At 47.0% G+C, this 19,643-nt stretch carries 11 protein-coding genes; 3 read left to right on the top strand and 8 right to left on the bottom strand.

The genetic code is table 11. The features are described from left to right. Nucleotides 1–667: 667 nt before the first annotated feature. Nucleotides 668–4,357 carry a sialate O-acetylesterase gene (locus ACYVGO_RS30060; protein ID WP_460972478.1) on the top strand — a complete coding sequence of 1,230 codons (3,690 nt, stop codon included), beginning with the start codon at nt 668–670 and terminating at the stop codon, nt 4,355–4,357. A gap of 22 nt (nt 4,358–4,379) precedes the next feature. Here the strand turns inward: ACYVGO_RS30060 and ACYVGO_RS30055 are convergent, their stop codons facing one another. Both ACYVGO_RS30055 and ACYVGO_RS30050 read right to left on the bottom strand, forming a co-directional pair. After that, nucleotides 4,380–5,114, bottom strand: a complete 735-nt coding sequence (locus ACYVGO_RS30055) for a LytR/AlgR family response regulator transcription factor (RefSeq protein WP_460972477.1) — start codon at nt 5,112–5,114, stop codon at nt 4,380–4,382. Nucleotides 5,115–5,179: 65 nt separating this feature from the next. Continuing rightward, on the bottom strand, nt 5,180–6,256 hold the full coding sequence (locus ACYVGO_RS30050; protein WP_460972476.1) for a sensor histidine kinase: 1,077 nt from the start codon (nt 6,254–6,256) through the stop codon (nt 5,180–5,182). 282 nt (nt 6,257–6,538) lie between these two features. Here ACYVGO_RS30050 and ACYVGO_RS30045 point away from each other — a divergent pair, with 282 nt between their 5' ends. Together ACYVGO_RS30045 and ACYVGO_RS30040 are read left to right on the top strand one after the other, a co-directional pair. Then, entirely contained in the window at nt 6,539–7,174 is a 636-nt protein-coding gene (locus tag ACYVGO_RS30045) for a dioxygenase family protein (protein ID WP_460972475.1), read from the top strand. Nucleotides 7,175–7,282: 108 nt separating this feature from the next. Next, nucleotides 7,283–9,670, top strand: coding sequence for a TonB-dependent receptor domain-containing protein (locus ACYVGO_RS30040; RefSeq protein WP_460972474.1), 2,388 nt, complete (start codon nt 7,283–7,285; stop codon nt 9,668–9,670). Between the two features lie 72 nt (nt 9,671–9,742). On the opposite strand, the gene ACYVGO_RS30035 is transcribed toward ACYVGO_RS30040, so the two are convergent. The 6 genes from ACYVGO_RS30035 to ACYVGO_RS30010 form a co-directional block, all read right to left on the bottom strand. Then, on the bottom strand, nt 9,743–10,138 hold the full coding sequence (locus ACYVGO_RS30035) for a VOC family protein (RefSeq protein WP_460972473.1): 396 nt from the start codon (nt 10,136–10,138) through the stop codon (nt 9,743–9,745). Nucleotides 10,139–10,304: 166 nt separating this feature from the next. Next, nucleotides 10,305–12,953 (bottom strand): ABC transporter permease, encoded by a 2,649-nt coding sequence (locus ACYVGO_RS30030; protein WP_460972472.1) that lies wholly within the window; start codon nt 12,951–12,953, stop codon nt 10,305–10,307. Between the two features lie 10 nt (nt 12,954–12,963). Then, on the bottom strand, nt 12,964–13,650 hold the full coding sequence (locus ACYVGO_RS30025) for a hypothetical protein (RefSeq protein WP_142774783.1): 687 nt from the start codon (nt 13,648–13,650) through the stop codon (nt 12,964–12,966). A 147-nt stretch (nt 13,651–13,797) separates the two neighbouring features. After that, on the bottom strand, nt 13,798–16,425 hold the full coding sequence (locus ACYVGO_RS30020) for an ABC transporter permease (RefSeq protein ID WP_460972471.1): 2,628 nt from the start codon (nt 16,423–16,425) through the stop codon (nt 13,798–13,800). Continuing rightward, the gene (locus ACYVGO_RS30015) at nt 16,422–16,760 is read right to left on the bottom strand and encodes a PadR family transcriptional regulator (protein ID WP_460972470.1); all 339 of its coding nucleotides are present in this window, start codon (nt 16,758–16,760) and stop codon (nt 16,422–16,424) included. The genes ACYVGO_RS30020 and ACYVGO_RS30015 overlap by 4 nt, the downstream gene beginning before the upstream one ends. A gap of 246 nt (nt 16,761–17,006) precedes the next feature. Further along, the gene (locus tag ACYVGO_RS30010) at nt 17,007–19,640 is read right to left on the bottom strand and encodes an ABC transporter permease (protein WP_460972469.1); all 2,634 of its coding nucleotides are present in this window, start codon (nt 19,638–19,640) and stop codon (nt 17,007–17,009) included. Nucleotides 19,641–19,643 lie beyond the last annotated feature (3 nt).

Genomic DNA, 19,643 nt, shown 5'->3' with positions numbered 1-19,643 from the left:
TACGATAAGCTAAACAAATTAGCTAGTCGCTTTACAAACTTCATTGCAGATGAGTGCAGCAAATGGAGTTGGTAGGAATAATGGATGACAATTGTCATCCAATGCATTCATTGCCATCGGCACATTTCTTGTAATACTATAGATATGAGCCAACTAACCCTTCAAAACTAACAGGCTTATACCACAAGAATAATACCCATTAAATATACCCATAAGAGTATAGTGAATACAATTAATTTATACAAAAATCTAGCTATTACTATTTATTTAACCATTGTCCATAGTCAAATCAGCTGGAATTTCTGACTAATCCTCAGCTGACAAAGAAAAAAAACAGTGTAAGCTGACATAAGCATGTTGCCAAATATCATGCCAAATCCATTAAACCCCTAGAAGGGAAAACCGACATTAGCCCATTTTTCACCGTTTTCAGTGAATCTAAAAATTGCTTTCCACACTAAAATAGACTCATATGATTAACAATTACAAAGACGTAAATAAGGCCTCTGGAGTACGCTTATTTCTATGGCTTTTCTTGCTCATTCCCACCCTTGTTTCTGGCCAATTCCAGCTTAATTTCCCGGTATCCAGAATCGTTTTCCAGCGAGACAATTCGAATCAGGCAGCGGTTCCATTTCATGCGGTTGTAACTTCATCTGTCACTCAGATGAAAGTACGATTAATTGTACGCCAGGGTGGAACAACTACGGGATGGTCGACCTTTACGCCTGCAAATGGGGCCATTTCAGGTAAAATTCTTTCGGTTCAGGGAGGCTGGTATGACCTGGAAGCCGAAGCATTTAACGGCACAACAAGCCTTGGTATCAAACGAATTCAACGGGTAGGTGTAGGCGAAGTTCTACTTGCCTCGGGCCAATCAAATGCACAAGGGGGACCCTATACAGTTGGTGCTTCTGATGATCGGGTTTCCTGTCTTAATTATTATGATGGTCAGATTACCGAATATCGTTTTCCGCTAGCGTTTAGCCAATTATCCAGCTTCACTCGTCCAGGTCCAACTAATTCTCTTTATTTCTATGGCATGCTGGGGGATAAACTTGTGCAGAAACTAGGCGTGCCTGTTTTACTGTATGGAGCCGCTTTGGCAGGTACTTCCTCCCTTCAATGGCGACAATCGGCAGAGGGACTTATTATTCCAGAGAGTAACCAGTGGGACGGAGCTGAAGATTTACGACCTTATCGGGCAATTAAGGCAACCTTGAATCATTACGTGCGCAGAACGGGCCTTCGGGCTATTCTTTGGCATCAGGGAGAATCCGACAAAGGCAAGCCCGCTTCAGATTATATCAGCAACATCCAAAAACTCATCGAGGTCAGTCGTCAGGACATAGGCGTTTCAACGGTGCCCTGGGTCATTGCGCGGGCTTCCTGGATTGACGGTAGCCCTGACCCTGCTATAGTTCAGGCACAGAATCAACTGATTTCTCAGGTTCCGTATTGCTATGCAGGGCCTAATACGGATCTGTATGATAACAGCTACCGGCAGGAAGGTACTCACTTCCTGACTTCCTTTTATCCGCAACTGGCCGAACTCTGGAATCAGGCTCTCACCACCAGTTTCTTCCAGCAGTCTCCCCCTTACACATTACCTCAGGATGCGCCCCGGATCACGGTTGGCCTGCCCCAGCCAGCCTACCAATATCAGGGTGGCCATTTGGTTATACCTTTTCTTGACGAAGCGCCGGATGGCCCCGAATCAGGGGTTACCTATACAGCTCAGTTAGTTTCTTCGAGTGGTCAGTTTGTCACCAATCTGGGCGTGGGAAATACCCAGCCTTTACGTGTTACGCTCCCGGATAATCTGACGGCAGGAACCTACCAAACCCGGATTGTGTCATCGGCAACATCGTCTACACTTAGCCCACCGATTACAGTTTTTGCACCAACTTATCCCAAAAAAACGGGCACAGGGCTAACCGGGCGCTATATGAGTGGTTCAGATCCCAATGGCACGGCCTTATTTACGCAAGTGGATGGGCCGCTGGATATGACGTGGTTTGATACAGGCCCTACCCCCTATATGCCAATCCGTGACTGGATCACCAGCTGGACCGGTCAGGTAGAAGCTCCGGTTACGGGTACGTATACGATTAAAACCAGCTACGACGACGCCATCCGTGTCTGGATAAATGGGCAGCTCGTAATTGACGATATAGCGGCTCACGCATGGCCTTTCTACATAAAAGGGCAAATCAGCTTGCAGGCAAATCAGCGGTACGACATTCGGGTTGATTTGTTACAGTACTGGTACAATGCCCAGCTCCGATTGCAATGGATTGTACCAGGTACCACACAGGCGGTTTATATTCCAAAAGATCGGCTCTATCCATCTACAACGCCAGTGACCACATCGGGGACGTCGCTCAAAGTCGTTTTCCCAAGTCCTCGGGCTGTATTTCAGAGAAACAATGCCAACACCGGCCAAATCAATATAAAGGGATTATGTCCAGCCCAAACCGAACGTGTTGAGATCAGGGTTTCGCCAGTAGTATCGGGTTATGGACAAAACAGCGATGCATTTGTCGTATTGGACAATCAACCTGCTAATGGTACGTTCTCTGGCTCTGTTACGGCAACTGGTGGCTGGTATAATCTGGACATACAGGCCATTGTCCAAAATAAGGTGATCAGCCACATCCGGGTAACCCCTGTTGGCGTAGGGGAAGTGTTTGTTATTGCAGGGGAGGCTAATGCACAGGGGATTAATCCGATCCGGTCCGTTGTATCCACGACCGACGACCGCGTAAGTTGTGTTCCTCATGTCAATTATACCGACACAACCCGGCTTCCGCTACCTCCCCTGTTCAGCACGCTGGCCGCCGATAAACCGATTGGTCCACACGGTAATACAGCCTGGTGCTGGAGTGAATTAGGGGATTTATTGACCACTCGGCTAAATGTGCCCGTTCTGTTTTACAACACAGCCTGGGCAGGCACAACCGTTCGTAACTGGCGGGAAAGCATGGAACAGGGGAATACGAATAGCCTTGATGGAACCCCCATGCCAGCAGGTATGCCCTATAGTAATCTTAAACGAGTCCTGAAGGATTATATTCCCCTGACAGGTTTACGAGCCATATTATGGCAACAGGGTGAAAGCGAATACTACTCAAGCAACCCACAGGCAACAAATTATGCAACCGATTTAAAAGCTATGATCAATCGAAGTCGGTCTGATGCCGGTTTTGCCCAACTTCCATGGATAGTTGCCCGAGCTTCGGTTGATAATACGACAAGCCTTTTATACCCATCCGGAAGTTACGAACCCGTCACAAACCGTCAAAATGAGGTTATACAAACAACGGCACAAGTGCTGGCGGGCCCCATTACCGATACAATCCAGATACCCAGGCCCGGCGGCACTTATTTTCAGGGAGCTGGTCTTACCCGCCTATCCAAGGCCTGGGATACAGCCCTGACAAGTGCAGTCTGGGCAATGACAAGCCTGGCAGCCCAGCCACCAACCGTAAGTGATCTTAGTCTGATAGCTCAGGCAGCTACTCGGGTAAACGCAGTAAACCAGGATATTCCTTTTACAGTAACCGTTGTGAATGAAGGTAAAGCAACTGCCACAAATGTAAAGGTACGTAGCTTTTTACCTGATCATCTTCAATTTACGGGGAGTTCATCAATGTCTCTCGTTCAGGGTAGCCTACTGGCCTCCATTCCTAGTCTGGCTACTGGTCAACGAACTACGTTATCTTTTACAGCCCGGCCCCAGTTGCCCGGCTCTTATCAGGTAGCCAGCGAAATCGTTCGGGCTGATCAGTTGGATCAGGACTCGCGACCAAATACCAGTATTAGTGATGGCGAAGACGATGCAGCCTGGGTAGACTTCCGTACACCCGAAAGTACAGCATCAGTATTTACGGTTGCCACCTCCCCAAATGCGCCGGTGTTACCTGCGGTTGTCAGTGCACAACCCTTTGCTGATCCTAACAAAGCTGACCTGAGTTTACGATTAATGACAAACAGTCTGGCAAGCCTGTCGAATGTACCTGTTTCCATAAGCCTGATTGTAAAGAATACGGGAGCTCTGACAGCGCAAAACGTACAGATTGGCTGCCTCTTACCAGCTGGTATATCATTTGTCAGCAGCCCGAACATGAGTTTGGTTAGCAACACGGTTCGCGGTACGATAGCCAGTATTCCTGCGGGCGGGGTATCCGTACTCACCTTTACCATTACGTCTACAGCAGCCGGGAACAAAGTCCTTCAGGCTCAAATCGAAGCGGCTACTCCGCTGGACCCAGACTCTACACCCAATAACGGGTTTACAAATGGCGAAGATGATATGGCCACACTAACCATCCGAGTGGGTGGGATCACACCCTAAACTTGTTTAGGGCGTGATCCATTTACGATCGGGGGTTGGTCAATGCTTTTTCAACGTCTTCCTTATAATTCCGGCCAATCGGAATTGGACTGCTATCTTTCGACGAACCGGTCAACACCAATCGGTTGCGTTCGATCCGGGTGATTCGCGCAACTGCTACTATGAAGGATTTGTGGACGCGAATAAACTGTTCCCGGGGAAAAATGTCATGCATGGCTTTAATGGAGCCTTTTAGAACAATTTTGCCGGTTGTTGTATAGATAATAGCATAATCTTTCAGCCCCTGAATATACACCACGTCATCAACAGTCAATTTGATCCGTTGCACACCACTTTTCACAAATATGGACGTCGACAAATCACTGGCAGGGTTGTCTTCCAGTCGGGCGTTTTGTTCTTTCAGGGATAAAAAATCACGAATTTTATGGATGGTCTGGACAAACCGTGGATACGAAATGGGTTTTAGTAAAAAGTCGATAACGCCTAACTCAAACCCTTCAAATGCGTAATCGCGGTAAGCTGTTGTAAAAACTGTAATGGGCGGATGAGGCAGTATTTTCAGAAAATCAAGGCCGTTCATGCCGGGCATCTCAATGTCCAGAAATAGTATATCAGCTTCGTGATTTTCCAGATACAAAAGCGCATCGTACGCATTGCCGAACTGGTGCACAGGCCCAATAAAATCCAATCGGCTGAGATAGCCTTCCAGCACGTCACGAGCCAGTGCCTCATCATCAATGAGTATGCAGTTTAACATGGTAAAAAAGGAGTAAACGCAAAGAGCGCAGAGAAGTAATTTGCGTGCACTTTGCGTTTATATTTTTAAAGTTTATTGTCAGCAAATGAGATACATAAAGCGGCCTTGTACGTATCAAACCCATCTTCTGTTTGAAGTGTATAGCGTCCGGGATAGAGTAATTCCAGGCGTTTCCGAAGATTGACAAGACCAATTCCCCCTTTCTTTCCGTTTGGGCCGACAGCTGGCTTGTTGTTTTCTATCGTTATTTCCATTGCCGTTGGTTTGAGCGTCAGTGTGCCATGTAGCCAAGATTTCCCTACCTGTTTACCAACTCCGTGCTTAAACGCATTTTCAACTAAAGGCAGCAGTAAAAGTGGCGCAATTTCACGCCCGTTTGGGTTTCCGGTGATAGTGAGCGCAATGTCTGAATGGTCTCCACAACGGATTTTTTCCAGCTCGATGTAATTCTGCAAATAGCCAATCTCCTTTTCGAGGGGTACCCGAACATCATCGCTATCATAGAGCATATACTCCATCATTTCGGATAACTTCAGGACCATATCCGGGGCCAGATCAGATTTTTTGAGCGTCAGCGCATAGAGATTATTCAGGATATTGAACAAAAAATGAGGGTTCACCTGCGACCGAAGGAAATTCAGTTCGGCCTGCAGTTTCTCAACCGTAATCTTCTGAATTATACGCTGCTGCTCGTACCAGTCGATACTTAGTTTCAGCGGGACCATCAGCCCCAGATACCAAAGGGTGCTAAAGAAATTATAGGATAGTGTTTCGATCCAGTCGCGGTTACGGGTTGGGGCAATAACGAATCCGTAAATGATAAAATCGTAAAAACTCTGTACTAACAGATAGCAGAGTATAGACAAAAGTACGAGTGAGAAATAGCGAAGATAACGCCCTGTCAATAGATAACGGGGTAAAAAATAATGCAGATTAAGGTACGCAATCCCAATTAGCAACCCAACCCGAACAAGTACACAAGCCGCAAAATAAGGCAACCCGGCCTTGTAAATCAGGTATCGTTTCTCGTACAGAAAAAAGCCCGTAATCAATACCCAATAGGCCGTATGCACCAGCGCATATTTAACCGGGATGGTTCGGTTTGAGAGTGGAATTTTCACTCGTCTGTCCAGAAAGTCCATAAACTGCTAGCCTGGACGGCCACGTCCGGGAGAATACTATGTATGTCAAACCCGGATGTGGCCGTCCAGGCTACTACACTGTAAATGAACGCAAAAGAAAAACACCCTGAAAATTATATCGACCAACGACCAAAAAAGTAGAGAAAGGGAATTGACGTCCGCAACTCGTCTATTTTTCTGATCGTTGGTCTATTATTTTTTGGGATGAAGAACGCTTGCCGTTGCTTTACTGGCGTATCGGCCAACGTGCTGATAACCTGAACCATTTCAACAGCTCATACAATGAAAAATCACTGGTTAATTCTGCTTCTCGCCATGCTATCTATTACGCTGAACGTACTAGGACAGGATAATAAAGTTGGCGGCCCCTGCGAAGGGTGTGAAGCCATTCTGGAGAGTCCGGTTCCCTTCGACAAACTGGATAGCTTCCTAAAAATGCCGGATGCATCATGGGATGGGAAGAAGCCTCTTGGGATAAATGGAATCGTTTATAAGGCCGATGGAAAAACACCCGCGTCGGGCGTTATGCTATACATCTACCATACCGATGAAACGGGCCATTATCCAAAAAAAGGTGATGAAAAAGGCTGGGCAAAGCGGCATGGGTACATCCGTGGCTGGATGCGTACTAACGAAAAAGGAGAATACAAATTTGTTACACTTCGGCCAGCGTCCTACCCTGGCCGTACCGATCCAGCCCATATTCACATCACGGTGAAAGAGCCGGGGCTCAACGAATATTACATTGATGAATACTTGTTCGATGATGACCCGCTGCTAACGACTTCGGCCCGGCAGAAACTGGAGAATCGGGGTGGAAGTGGCATACTGAAACTCAAGGATGTAGGCAACATGTATAAAGCCGAACGGCATATCTACCTCGGCAGGAATATCCCGAACTACCCAGCGAATCAGTAAATCATAGGACCTGATTTAGTCGCCTTGGCCCCCTTTCAGTAGATAGGGCTGGCCAACTATTGCCCTGATTATAATACCGTTGCGTGATTCCTAATAAACTACCTACTTATGAAGCGCATCGTTTTCATTCTACTTCTATACTCATCTGGTACGCAAGCGTTGAAGGCGCAATTCGTTGATAGTCTGGGATCTGTAACAGGTACTTTTGCTGATTCTATCACAAGAAAGGCCATTCCGTTGGCAACCATTTCGCTGTTTCAGCAAACTAAATTGGTCGATGGTACGCTAACCGACAGCCTGGGCCATTTTGTATTTAACAACCTTCCATTGGGCACGTATTCTCTTGCGTTTAGTGCTGTAGGGTATCGGCCAACCCAAACGAATGTATGGACGATACAGACTCAACACCCTACCCAGAATTTAGGTATTATTGCCGTCCATCAGGATGTAACAAACCTACAGGCAATAACGGTTAGAGGGCAAAAACCGCTGATTGAACAGCAGGTCGACGGCATTACATTCAATGCGGAGAGTCTGCCTTCTATTGCGGGAAGCGATGCATCGGATGTGTTGCGCAAGGTGCCGCTGCTTTCGGTCGATGCAACCGGTGGACTTTCCATGCGAGGGAGTTCCAATATTCGAGTCTTCATTGATGGCAAACCGTCCGACCTGTATGCTTCGTCGGTGGCCGATGCGTTAAAGTCGATCTCCGGTGAAAGTATTGTCAAGGTTGAACTCATCACGCACCCGTCTGCCCGATACGATACAGAAGGTACGGATGGCGTGGTAAACATCATCACCCGAAAAAACCGTGATAATGCCACAAATGGCACTATAAGTGCTGTTTTGGGGAACCGAAGCGAAATCCTGATGGGGAACATACAAAGTAAGTACGGAAAATGGCTGGCGAAACTGGATGGATACTACCAACCCTACTGGAACCGTAATGGCTCCGTGCTGGAACGCGAAACAGGCCCGTTCCGCATCATCCAGAAAAACGAATCCCGGCAATCCGGCAACTACGTCTATGGTGGAGCCAGTCTGTTATATAGCCTCGATACGTTAAACACGCTTACTATGGGCTATCGACTGCGCAGGTCGCCTTATCAGACGCACCTGCTTTCAGCTAATTACACAATAGCTAATGAGCAGATTACGCCTACGTTTCAACGAAGAATCGAAAGCCCCTTTAGCAACAACGGCAGCACGTTTTCGGCAGGCTACACCAGAAATTCAGCAGATAAGCAAAACGGATCACCGAAACGCGAATTCTCGCTATTGGGAATGTATTATCTGTTCAATGGTACCAATCGCTACGATATGGAGCAGGTAGCCCAGACTCCTTATAAAGAAAACTTCTATGGGAAAACCCTGAACCACGACCTGCTTATTCAGGCAGATTATACTCAATTATTTACGGATAAATTAAAATGGGAAACCGGCGGTAAACTCACACGTAAAAACCTGAAAAGCGACAGTCGGTTTGGGATTTATGATTTTGCCAATCAGGACTTCGCGAACGACGTGATCCGGTCAAACGGGTTTTCGTACCAGAGCTCGATTTATGCGCTGTATGCCAATTTGAGTTTCCAGCTAAAAACCTGGCAATTGATGGCCGGACTACGTTATGAAAAAACAAACTTGGCGGCCTCCTTTAAAGACAATCTACTAGAGCTGCCTTCTTTTCAGAACCTTGCCCCCAACTTGCTGATTAGTAGAAATCTGAACCAGAAAAGTACGCTAAAACTGGGGTATACGGTGAAGCTGGTTCGCCCCTATTTCTCGTACCTGAACCCAACCGTAAACCGGAGCGATTCGCTCAATATTCAATTCGGCAACCCCTACCTCCAGCCTGAAATTACCCGCCGATATCAGCTTAGCTATTCCCGAAATGGCACCCGGTTATTTACCGATATCGCCCTGTTTTACAACCACAACCAAAACAGCATCGAGACCATCCGAACGGCCCGGCCCGATAGTGTTTTTGAAACCACCTTTCAAAATATTGGCCGAAATAAACGACTGGGTGTGTCGGTCAATCTAACCTGGAAACCCACTCCCAAAATTAGCCTGGGTGGTACATTGACCACGCAGTACGTCCAGTTGGAGAGTCCTATTATGCAACTGACCAATAGTGGTCTGATGCGCCAATTCGTTCTGAACTACAGCCATAAACTACCCAAAGGCTATAGTATCGACTTCTATGGGTTCTTCGATGCAAACAGCATCCAGTTACAGGGCTATCGGAGCGGTTGGAAATACTACAGCCTGACGTTCAGTAAAAAATCGGCCGACGATCGATTTAACCTGAGCCTTCGGATGGACACACCCCTGTCACGATACACCTTCATTGATGAAGTAATTACCACCAACGCCTTCCATCAGCGTCAAACGACACGTTACCAGAACCAGAATCTCCGCCTTACAGGCTCATTCAAATTGGGCCGGAAACAAATTAAAAGCCCCCGCGTACGGCAGGCAGAGAACCCAGACTAGAGCAGTGCTGTCTAGGATGCTTTGATCATACCCATGGGCTTCAGTCCGTGTATAAAAGCCCACCTCGAGCAATCAGTTTTGTCGCTCGCCGTAGCAGTAGCAAAGCCCATCTGGCGCAACAACAAAAAAGACTTTCCATTCAGTAGTGCCATAGGTTTGATGATCAAATTTCGGTTCGCTTTTTTCCAGCCCATTTGCCTTTAATTCCGCGAATGCCTTTTCAACATCATCTACTTCAAAGAAACAGCCATCCTGGGTTGGATCACCTCCATTTTCGGCCAGCCCAATCTGAAATCCATCCTTATCTATCGTAGCTGATTTATAGGGGCTGTCTTGTCGGGAAACCACCCGAAACCCCATAATCGTTTCGTAAAATGGGATCGCTGCCTCCAGATCAGGAACTGGCAAATTCATCTTATCCTGCTGGTAAGGCCAGGCATTTTTAATCGTTGCGTTGGGCGTTTCCATTTGGCTTTGTTCGGGTTGTTTAAGGTAATTTATCTATGTAGTTAGAATTTCGGGTAGGCATGAGTAAAGACGCCTTCACGATACATCCCAGCGCAATGTTAACCCCCTTACAACGTATTCTTTTTACGTTGTAAGGGGGTCAGTTAAAAAAATCCTGTTGTAGGGCTTATTCATTCCGCAAACTCTTCACCGGGTTCATTAAAGCCGCTTTCATACTCTGGAAACTGACCGTCAATAGAGCAATCCCTACCGCCATCAGGGTAGCTAAGGCGAATATCCACCAGTCGATGGAAATCCGATATGGAAAGTCGTTCAGCCAGCTACTCATGGTCCACCAGGCTATGGGCGTGGCGATAACGGAAGCCAGGAAAACCAGTATGATAAAATTTCTTGACAACAGCCCCATGATTGTTAGCACACTGGCTCCCAGTACTTTCCGGATACCAATTTCTTTGACACGCTGTTCCACGCTGAATGCGGCAAGCCCGAACAATCCCATACAACCTACAATGATGGCAAGGACCGCGAATAGCCAGAGCAGCTCGGATAGTTTTTCTTCAATACTGTACATTTTCCCATAGGTCTCGTCCATGAACTTATAATCCAGAGGAAAGTTGCGGGAGAACCTGTTCCATACGGTGTTGATATACGCTATCGTTTTCTGCATATCGGCCTCTCTGACTTTTACTGCCACTTTAAACAGTTCCTGCGGCACCATGTGGATCACGGCAGCCGTAACTTTCTCATGAAGGCTTTTGTAGTGAAAATCTCTGACTACCCCTATTATCTTTCCTTTTTTAATCGGATTAGTCGTGTCGGTGGGTGCCCATTCGTGCCAATTTATTCGCTGGCCCAATGCTTTCTCAGGGGAGCTAAAGCCAAACTCCTTTACAGCGGTTTCGTTAATGATAAAGGCTTCCTGCACATCTGTCGACATGTCTTTTGAAAAATCCCTACCAGCAATAAGCTGTAACCCAACTGTTTTCAGGTAGTTATGATCGCCAACAAACATATTTACGGAATAGTCTTTTCCGCCATTCCTGCCTGGAAGTGTAACACCGTCCCCCGCAAACTGGTCGCCCGGAAGGCCATAGCCCGATGTAACAGCAATTACATTGGGAGAACGTCTGAGTTCGTTTTTAAAGGTTTCCAGCCCTTTCCCGGCTACATCGCCCTGTGCCTGAAAATAGATAAGCTGTTCTTTACTAAACCCCAGATCCTTATTGTTCATATACTGGGTTTGCCTGAACACGACAAGAGTTGAAATAATAAGCAATGAAGAAAGCCCAAACTGCACAACAACCAGCACCTGCCTAAGCCAGGGTGTACCGTTGCGGGATAGTTGTATATTTTTCAACACCTTCACCGGCTGGAAACCAGATACAATGATGGCTGGATAGCTCCCCGCCAGTATACCCACCAATAGGGTTGCCCCCAGGAGCAACAGGCACAGTTGCGGATCTGTGAACGGGTTAAAGGCTATTGCTTTGTCGGTGAAACGATTCAAGGCTGGAACGACGATCAACATAGCGATTAACGCAATGAGCATAGCCATTATGGCCACCAATATCGTTTCGCCCAGAAATTGAAAAACGAGTTGCCAGCGTCCTGCACCAACTACTTTTCTGACTCCGATTTCTCTGGCTCTTCGGAACGATACGGCTGTAGCCAGGTTGATAAAATTGAAACAGGCAATAACAAGCACAAACAGCGCTACGATCATCAATGCGTTTACATAGCTTTCATTGCCACGGATGGCATTGTCAAAGGTAAAATCAGCCGAGCCAAGATGAATAGCCTGGAGCCGCTGAAAAAAAGGGAGCATGACCGTATCGCCGGGTTTGATGATTTCGGTTTTTACATACCCCTGTAATTTGTTTTGCAGGAGCCCAATATCCGTTCCCGGTTTTACTTTTACATAGGTATAAAACTGGTTCCAGGTCCACCTTTCCATTCGGCTTGGCGGGATACCCACACTGGAGAAAGACATCAGGAAATGAAAATCCAGATGAAAATGATCCGGCAGTGGCGCAAGCACGCCTTTTACGGTATAATCAAACGTATTGATTTTGATGGTTTTACCAACGGGATTCTCCTCTCCGAAATATTTTTTTGCCAGTTCGCTGGTAAGAATAATTGTTCTCGGAATATCAAGAATGTCAGCAGTCACCACTTCCTTTTCTAGTGGCAAAGCAAATAGCTGAAGAAAAGACGACTCCACAAACCAGCCTTTATCTTCATAGTTTTTCTGGGTGCCTACATCCATCAAAAATCGATCGGGAGCCATCAATATCCGGGCAGTTGTATCCACTTCAGGATAGTGCTGTTGCAGGAAGCTCGCGTAAGCCGGAGCAACAACTGCTGCCTTAGTGGTTGTATTGTCTTTGGTTCGTTCGGTATAAATGCGGTAAATGTTCTCGCTATCGGGTATGGTTTTATCGAACTTCCATTCATCCCATACAAACAGGCCAATTGCCAGACAGCCGACCATGCCTATAGCCAACCCGGCAATATTGATGGCCGAATAAGCTTTATTAAGCAGCAGATTTCTAAAAGCGATTTTAAAATAGTTCCGGATCATAACGGGGCTAAAAATTGAGGTCTGTTCGTATCCTTGTTTACTAATTTTCCGTTGGCGGACAAAGGGCGGTAAAACCGACACCACATTCAGCACATAGCGCAAGGTAGCCTGCGTCTTGCCCGCCCGCTGATACCAGTACGCGTAGAGTTCATCTAAATCGCCTTCAACCTCCTCAAGTGTTTCTTCGGGATGCAGGTGGGTCAAGAGCCAGTGGGCCCAGCGGGGTGATTTCATGGCAACGGGATTACTCTTTGGGAGTTACCACCAGGTCCCTAAAATGAGCGTCGGTTCCTGGGCCAACCCAAAGCCCAATTGCTCCTTCCTGATTCGGGCCGTGTTTCAGATCGTTTACGATTAACGTGGGCTGTGCAGCCCCATGAACGTACAGTTTTGCTTTATCTCCCTGAATTTCAATCCTCACTTTTGTCCATTCGCCTTCTACTAGATCCACGTACGATTCATACTTTTCTGGTGTTTCTTTTCGGTTTTTCTGCCAGGGAAAGCCGGGGTATGAAATGTATTGCACCGAGTGGTTTCGTCGGACCTGATCATCGGCCCGACCATTGGTTGGCCGCAAATAGATACATTCAAATTTGGAATCATCGTCGGCAATTCGAAATGCAATGCCCACAAATCCACGGGCAAGCTCACCTGCATTACTTAAGAGTTTACCAGCTAGTTCCAACTCGATTATGCCATTTTGGAAGCGACTGTTTTTAATTTTAGCATAGGACACTTCTGTCATAACACTGCCCAAATCGACGACTCGAACACTTGGCTTACCAAGGTAAGTCTCTACAAATACCTTTGTATTAATTGGTATTAGTCCATCTGTGTTAGTCAGGGAAAGCTTTGTTTCACGAACCTGCGCTACTCCAGCGCTAAAACATAGGGGCGTTAGCATTATAGAAAGCAATACTGTTATTTTCATTGGTTTAATTTTGTTATAAAACCCACTACAGTCTCAATGTATCCAAAAGATTGGCTCTTGCCTGTCGTAGTAAACGTACCATTTTAGGGTTTAAAGCAGGGAGCATGGAGCTGGGTAGGATGCCTTTTCTGCGTTCTCGTCTCCACGCTATTCGCTGCGTAAGCTTTTCACTGGATTCACTAAAGCCGCGTTAATGCTCTGGAAACTGATCGTTAACAAAGCAACACCAATAGCCAGCAGAGCTGCCAGGGAAAACTCCCACCATTCCACATCAATGCGGTAAGCAAATTCCTGCAACCAGCGATTCATAGCCCACCAGGCAAGAGGTGAAGCAATGACAATAGCGATTAAAACCAGTTTAAGGAAATCCTTCGACAGCAAGGCTAAAATGCCGGGTACAGATGCGCCTAATACTTTCCGGATACCGATTTCTTTGGTTCGGCGCTCCGCCATGTAAGCCACGAGTCCAAACAATCCCAGACATGAAATCAGCATGGCCAGCAACCCGAATACATCAACCAATTTATTAACCTGCTGCTCACTTCTATACAGGCTATCATACGCACTATCCAGAAACTGATAACTAAATGGGTAATCCGGGTTAAATTGCCTGACGAGCCGCTCAATATCGGAGAGTGCCCTCTCTGTTTGACCAGCACGGATTTTTACCAGCACATAACTAGCATTTCCGTCGTCGAACGCCAGAATCAGCGGAGTAATGGGCTGATGAAGCGACTGCAAATGAAAATCCTGAATCAGACCAATAATTGGGCCTTTACCACGCCAGAATTCTATTTCCTGGCCTATCGGATTAGCCATGCCCATCAGTTTAGCCGCTGATTCATTAAGGATATATCCGCCCGAATCAATTCGATTATGAGTCCTGAACTCGTGCCCAGCCAATACAGGAATAGCCATGGTTTTGGCAAAGTCAGTCCCGACAAAATCACCTGAAACTTCCGTTGGTTTATCAGGGTCTTTCCCGGACCACTTTAGATCACCCGAACCACTATCGATGTTGATAGGCAATTTGTTAACGGTTACGGCAGATGCTACTGTAGGCAATCGCAGCAACTGCTGCCGGAACGGTTCTGGATGGCCTGATTTGAGAATATCCCCTTCCAAGGGAATCGCTACAACGTCCATCCGATTCAGACCGAGATTTTTCGTATACAAATAGCGCATTTGTCGCCCAATCGTTAGCATACCGACAAGCAGGAAAACGGCCAGCGAAAACTGAAACACAACCAACACCTGACGGAACGTTGCCGGATTAGTGCCAAGTGACAGGAATCCCTTCAGAATACGAAGCGGAGGTAGACCTGACAAGAATAAGGCTGGATAACTTCCAGCTAATAAACCGGTTATGAGTATTAGCCCGCTGATGCCCAGCCAAAGCCCAGGACTCATCAGGTTAAGTGCCAATTGTTTTTCCAACAATGTATTAAACGTTGGTAAGACATACCAGACGATACCCAACGAGATAACGGCCGCCAGCAGACTCATTACCATCGATTCGCTCAGGAATTGGCCCACCAGAGCGAAACGCCGAGCCCCAACTACCTTCCGAATGCAAACTTCTTTAGTCCGCAACGCCGACCGGGCCGTGGATAAGTTCATAAAGTTGATACAGGCAATAACCAGAATGAACAGAGCCACAAGGGAAAAAATACGTACATATTCGATACGTCCACCAGTTGATTTTCCATTCTGATAAACCGAATACAGATGCTGGTCGACGATGGGCTGTAAAATGGGGTAGATTCTGCCTTCTTTAGCACTTTTCCAATCGGTGTAACGACCATAAATGCCCTTCATAGCTGCCTCAGCCTGTGCCAATGTTGTTTGTGGATTCAGGCGAACGTAGGTTTGAAATGGGTTATCTCCCCAGGTTTTCATCCACTCCTGCTCGAATGTCCTGAAATTAGCAATCCAGTCAAATTGCAGTGTCGATGTGGTTGGTAAATTTTCAATAACAGCCCCTACCGTGTAGAGCTTATCATTATTAAGCTGCAATTGCTTTCCTAACGCAGGCTCATGAGGAAAGTATTTTTCGGCCATTTTACGGCTAATAATGATATGAGTCGGATTCGCTAAGGCCTCTTTGGGGTGACCGGATAAAGTAGGCACATCAAATACGCTGAAGAAATCCTCGGTGGCATAATAGCCTTGCTCTTTGGACGGTTTCTCGTCTGCTGTCGGGTTGGTTGTTCTGACCAGCACATTTGGCCAGTTGGCCACCTTAGTCACATGGGCTACCTGTGGAATATCCTTTTGAATGACCCCTTGCAAAGGGCCAGGGGTCGATAAGGTAGTTAGCACTTCGCCATTACGCTCAAGATTATAATGAACTACGTAGATCTTTTCGGCATCTGGAAAAAAACGATCATAACTAAGCTCATCGTGCATCCACAAACCAATCAGTAGATTGCAGGCCATGCCTAAGGCCAGCCCAGTAATATTGATGAATGAAAAAGCCTTATGACGTACAAGATTCCGCCAGGCAACAATGACATAATTACGGAGCATAGCAGGGTACAAATTTGAAGGTTGATACTCGTGTTGTTTGTGTTCTCGTCTTCGCACAAAGGGCGGTAGCACCGATACTACATTGAGCACATAGCGCCAAGTCGCTTGTGTTTTTCCCGCCTTACGATACCAGTATACGTACAGCTCATCCAGATCGCCCTCTACTTCCTCCAGAGTTTCCTTAGGGTGAAGTCTGGTTAAGAGCCAGTGAGCCCAGCGGGGCGGGATTTTATTAGGCACGTTCATAAACCACTTAACTGTACCGTTTTAGGTGGAATTAGTTGCCAAAGCTCCTGCCGGAGTTGCTGAATTTCCTGAAGCGCCCGGCTGCCCAGGGCTGTCACCCGGAACAGGCGCTTGCGCCGTCCACCCCGTTCAGTTGTACCTCCACCTAATTCCGAAGTCACAAATCCTTTTTCTTCCAGGCGGATAAGGGTATTGTGTACCGTGCCGAACGTTACGATTCGACCCGTGTGCTCCTCCAATGCCTGGCTGACGGTAACCCCATAACCTTCCCCATCCAAAATGGCGACCATCAGCAACACCACTTCCTCAAACTCGCCTAAATACGTGCGACGCATGGCTTTTTTGTATTAGTTTATATTTTATCGTACAAATCTATTGCCAAACAACTAACATGGCCTAAATGGCCCATTCAGAACATGTTACGGCCTTATGGTCTGTTAAATTTGTCCGTTAATGGACAGCGTATTGTCCCCCAACGGACAAGCGGCCTTTTGATTAGCTGTTCAACTAACCAAAAGGCCGCTTGTCAAGGAACTATTGTTTGTACTGGGTTTGCAATACCTATTTCTGTGATCACCACTCTACTCACTCCGCAAGCTCTTCACCGGGTTCATTAAGGCGGCTTTTATACTCTGAAAACTGATTGTCAGCAATGCGATTCCGATTGCCAGCAATCCGGCCAAGGCAAAAATCCACCAGGAAAGATCAATTTTGTAGACGTAATCCTGTAACCAACGACTCATCCCAAACCATGCAAGTGGCGACGAAATGAGGATAGCGACCAGAACCAGTTTTAGAAAATCCTGTGAAAGCAGCGCAACGACACTCACCACCGACGCGCCCAGTACCTTACGAACCCCGATTTCCTTTGTGCGTTGTTCGGCAGTAAAAGCCGCCAGACCAAACAATCCTAAACAAGAAATGAAAATGGCCAGAAAGGCAAAGTAGTTAGCCAGCGATCCAACAACGGTTTCGCTACGGTACAAAGTCTGAAACGCTTCATCGGCAAACCGGTACCGGAACGGAAACTTTGGATTTAGTTGCCGAGCCAGCACTTCCAGACTCGCGAGTGCCTGTTTCGTCTGGCCAGTTTTAACGCGCACAATAATAATTTGCCCGTCGCCTAATTTGGCGATGAATGGTTCAATGGCGGTATGCATCGAGCTTTGGTGGTAGTCGGCAATAACCCCCACAATGATTCCGGTTTTGCCCCACATGGTCAGCGGTTTACCAATTGGATTGTTGTAGCCAATCCGCCGGGCAGCCGTTTCGTTAATGAGGAAATTGGCCGAATCTGCCCCAAAAGCCTTCGAAAAATCTCGCCCGGTAACTTTTACTTTCAACGTTTTCGTGAAATCGTAATCAACCTTAGAGAACTGAAACTGAATGCTGGCTTTCGGGTCTTTTCCAGGCCACTGCACATTTCCTGTGCTTCCAAATCCATTGGTGGGTGTGCCATCCATTTTGGTTACGGACTGAATCCCCGGCATTTGCAACAACTCTTCCTTAAACGTATTGTATTTAGTACCCAACTCACCCTCCGACGACACATAAAGCATTCTCTCCCGATCAAATCCTAGATTCTTGGTTTGAATAAAGTCGATTTGTCGGTATACGATGATGGTTCCGATGATGAGCAATATCGACAGGGCAAATTGAAAAACCACCAGTCCCTGGCGGAAAAATCGCGCGCCTGCCCCAAATCGTACAGTACCTTTCAATACCCGAATCGGGTTTAGCGACGATAGAAAGAGGGCAGGGTAGCTTCCGGCAATCAAACCCGTAACAAGTGCCATCCCGACCAGGATAACCCAGAATGAAGCATCGGTAAAATGAAACGCAATATGCTTCTCCGTCAGGCTATTGAAGGTAGGCAGCAACAGCCAGACAGCGCCCAGCGCAATCAGTAAAGCCATGCATGTCAGTACCATAGCCTCGCCAATAAACTGCCCGATTAGCCAGCCACGCCCGGCACCAACCACTTTTCGAACGCCCACCTCACGGGCTCGTTTAACGGAGCGAGCTGTTGCCAGATTCATAAAATTGATGCAGGCAATCAGCAGGATAAAAACGGCCACAATCCCAAACAGCCGTACATAGTCAATACGCCCCCCATCCTGATAACCGTTCTTGAAATTGGAATACAGATAAGCCTCCTGATAGGGTTGCAGAAAAAGCTGAATAGCAGAACCGCTCTTGGTCATGCCCGGATTGCGGCTTTTCAGAAACGACTTCATCTTGGCTTCCAGACGGGCCGGATCAGCAGGTACGCCATTCCGATCTACAACTAGCTGAATGCGGGTTTCAAGCGCGTTGGTCCCCCAATCTTTCAACCATTCGTTATGATTTAGCAGGTCCTTCCAACTCAGCAGATAGTCGTAGGTTACCGAGCTGGCTGCCGGGACATCAAAAACGGCACTAACCTGATAATCCTCTTTGTTGCCGATCCGAATGCTTTTACCCATAGCCGCCTGCGGGCTACCAAAATAGTTTTGCGCTAGTTTTTGTGAGATCGCAATGGTAGTCGGCGCGTTCAAGGCGGTTTCGGCGGTGCCAGCCAGTAATGGAATACTGTACATTTTAAACCAATCGGCCCCCGCCCATCGTCCTTTCTCTTTATTGAGCTTATCCCCCACCAAAAACGTGCGTTCTTCTTCCCAGGAGAGCCCGGCCGCATATGCGATTTCGGGAAATTCTTTTTTCAATTCCTCAGCAAGCAAAGCAGGGGTCCCGTTCCCAGCCTCTACCTTGCCATCGTAAAACTGACGCTCCATCACATTATAAAGCTGCGGACCGTTGGCATGATAGGCGTCTACGCTGAGTTCATCCTGAATCCAGAGCACAATAACGAAGCAACAGGCCATTCCAAGGGCCAAGCCCAGGATATTGATAGCCGAAAACGATTTGTTGTGGGCGATGTTCCGCCAGGCGATTTTCAGATAATTGCGAATCATATCAAACTGAAATAATGAGGGTTGAGGATATGTACTGTAGTAACTAGATGTCGGTTGGTCGGAGCGCCGGAACGATTTAAAAAAGTACGGCCTCAAATAATGTAACACCGCCCATCTATACTCCCGACGGGCTTTAGAAAGACCCACTTCCTGAATACGTTTATAAAACACCTCATGCAAATCCCCCTGCACATCCTCCAATAAGCGAGGAGAGAGGAAGCTTTCTAAAAGGCGATCGGCCCAGCGGGGTGGTGCATTCATAAT

The organism is Spirosoma migulaei (genome assembly GCF_054776855.1).
The sequence above is the reverse complement of the archived record's forward strand: the minus strand, read 5'-3'. Positions and strand labels throughout refer to the sequence as shown.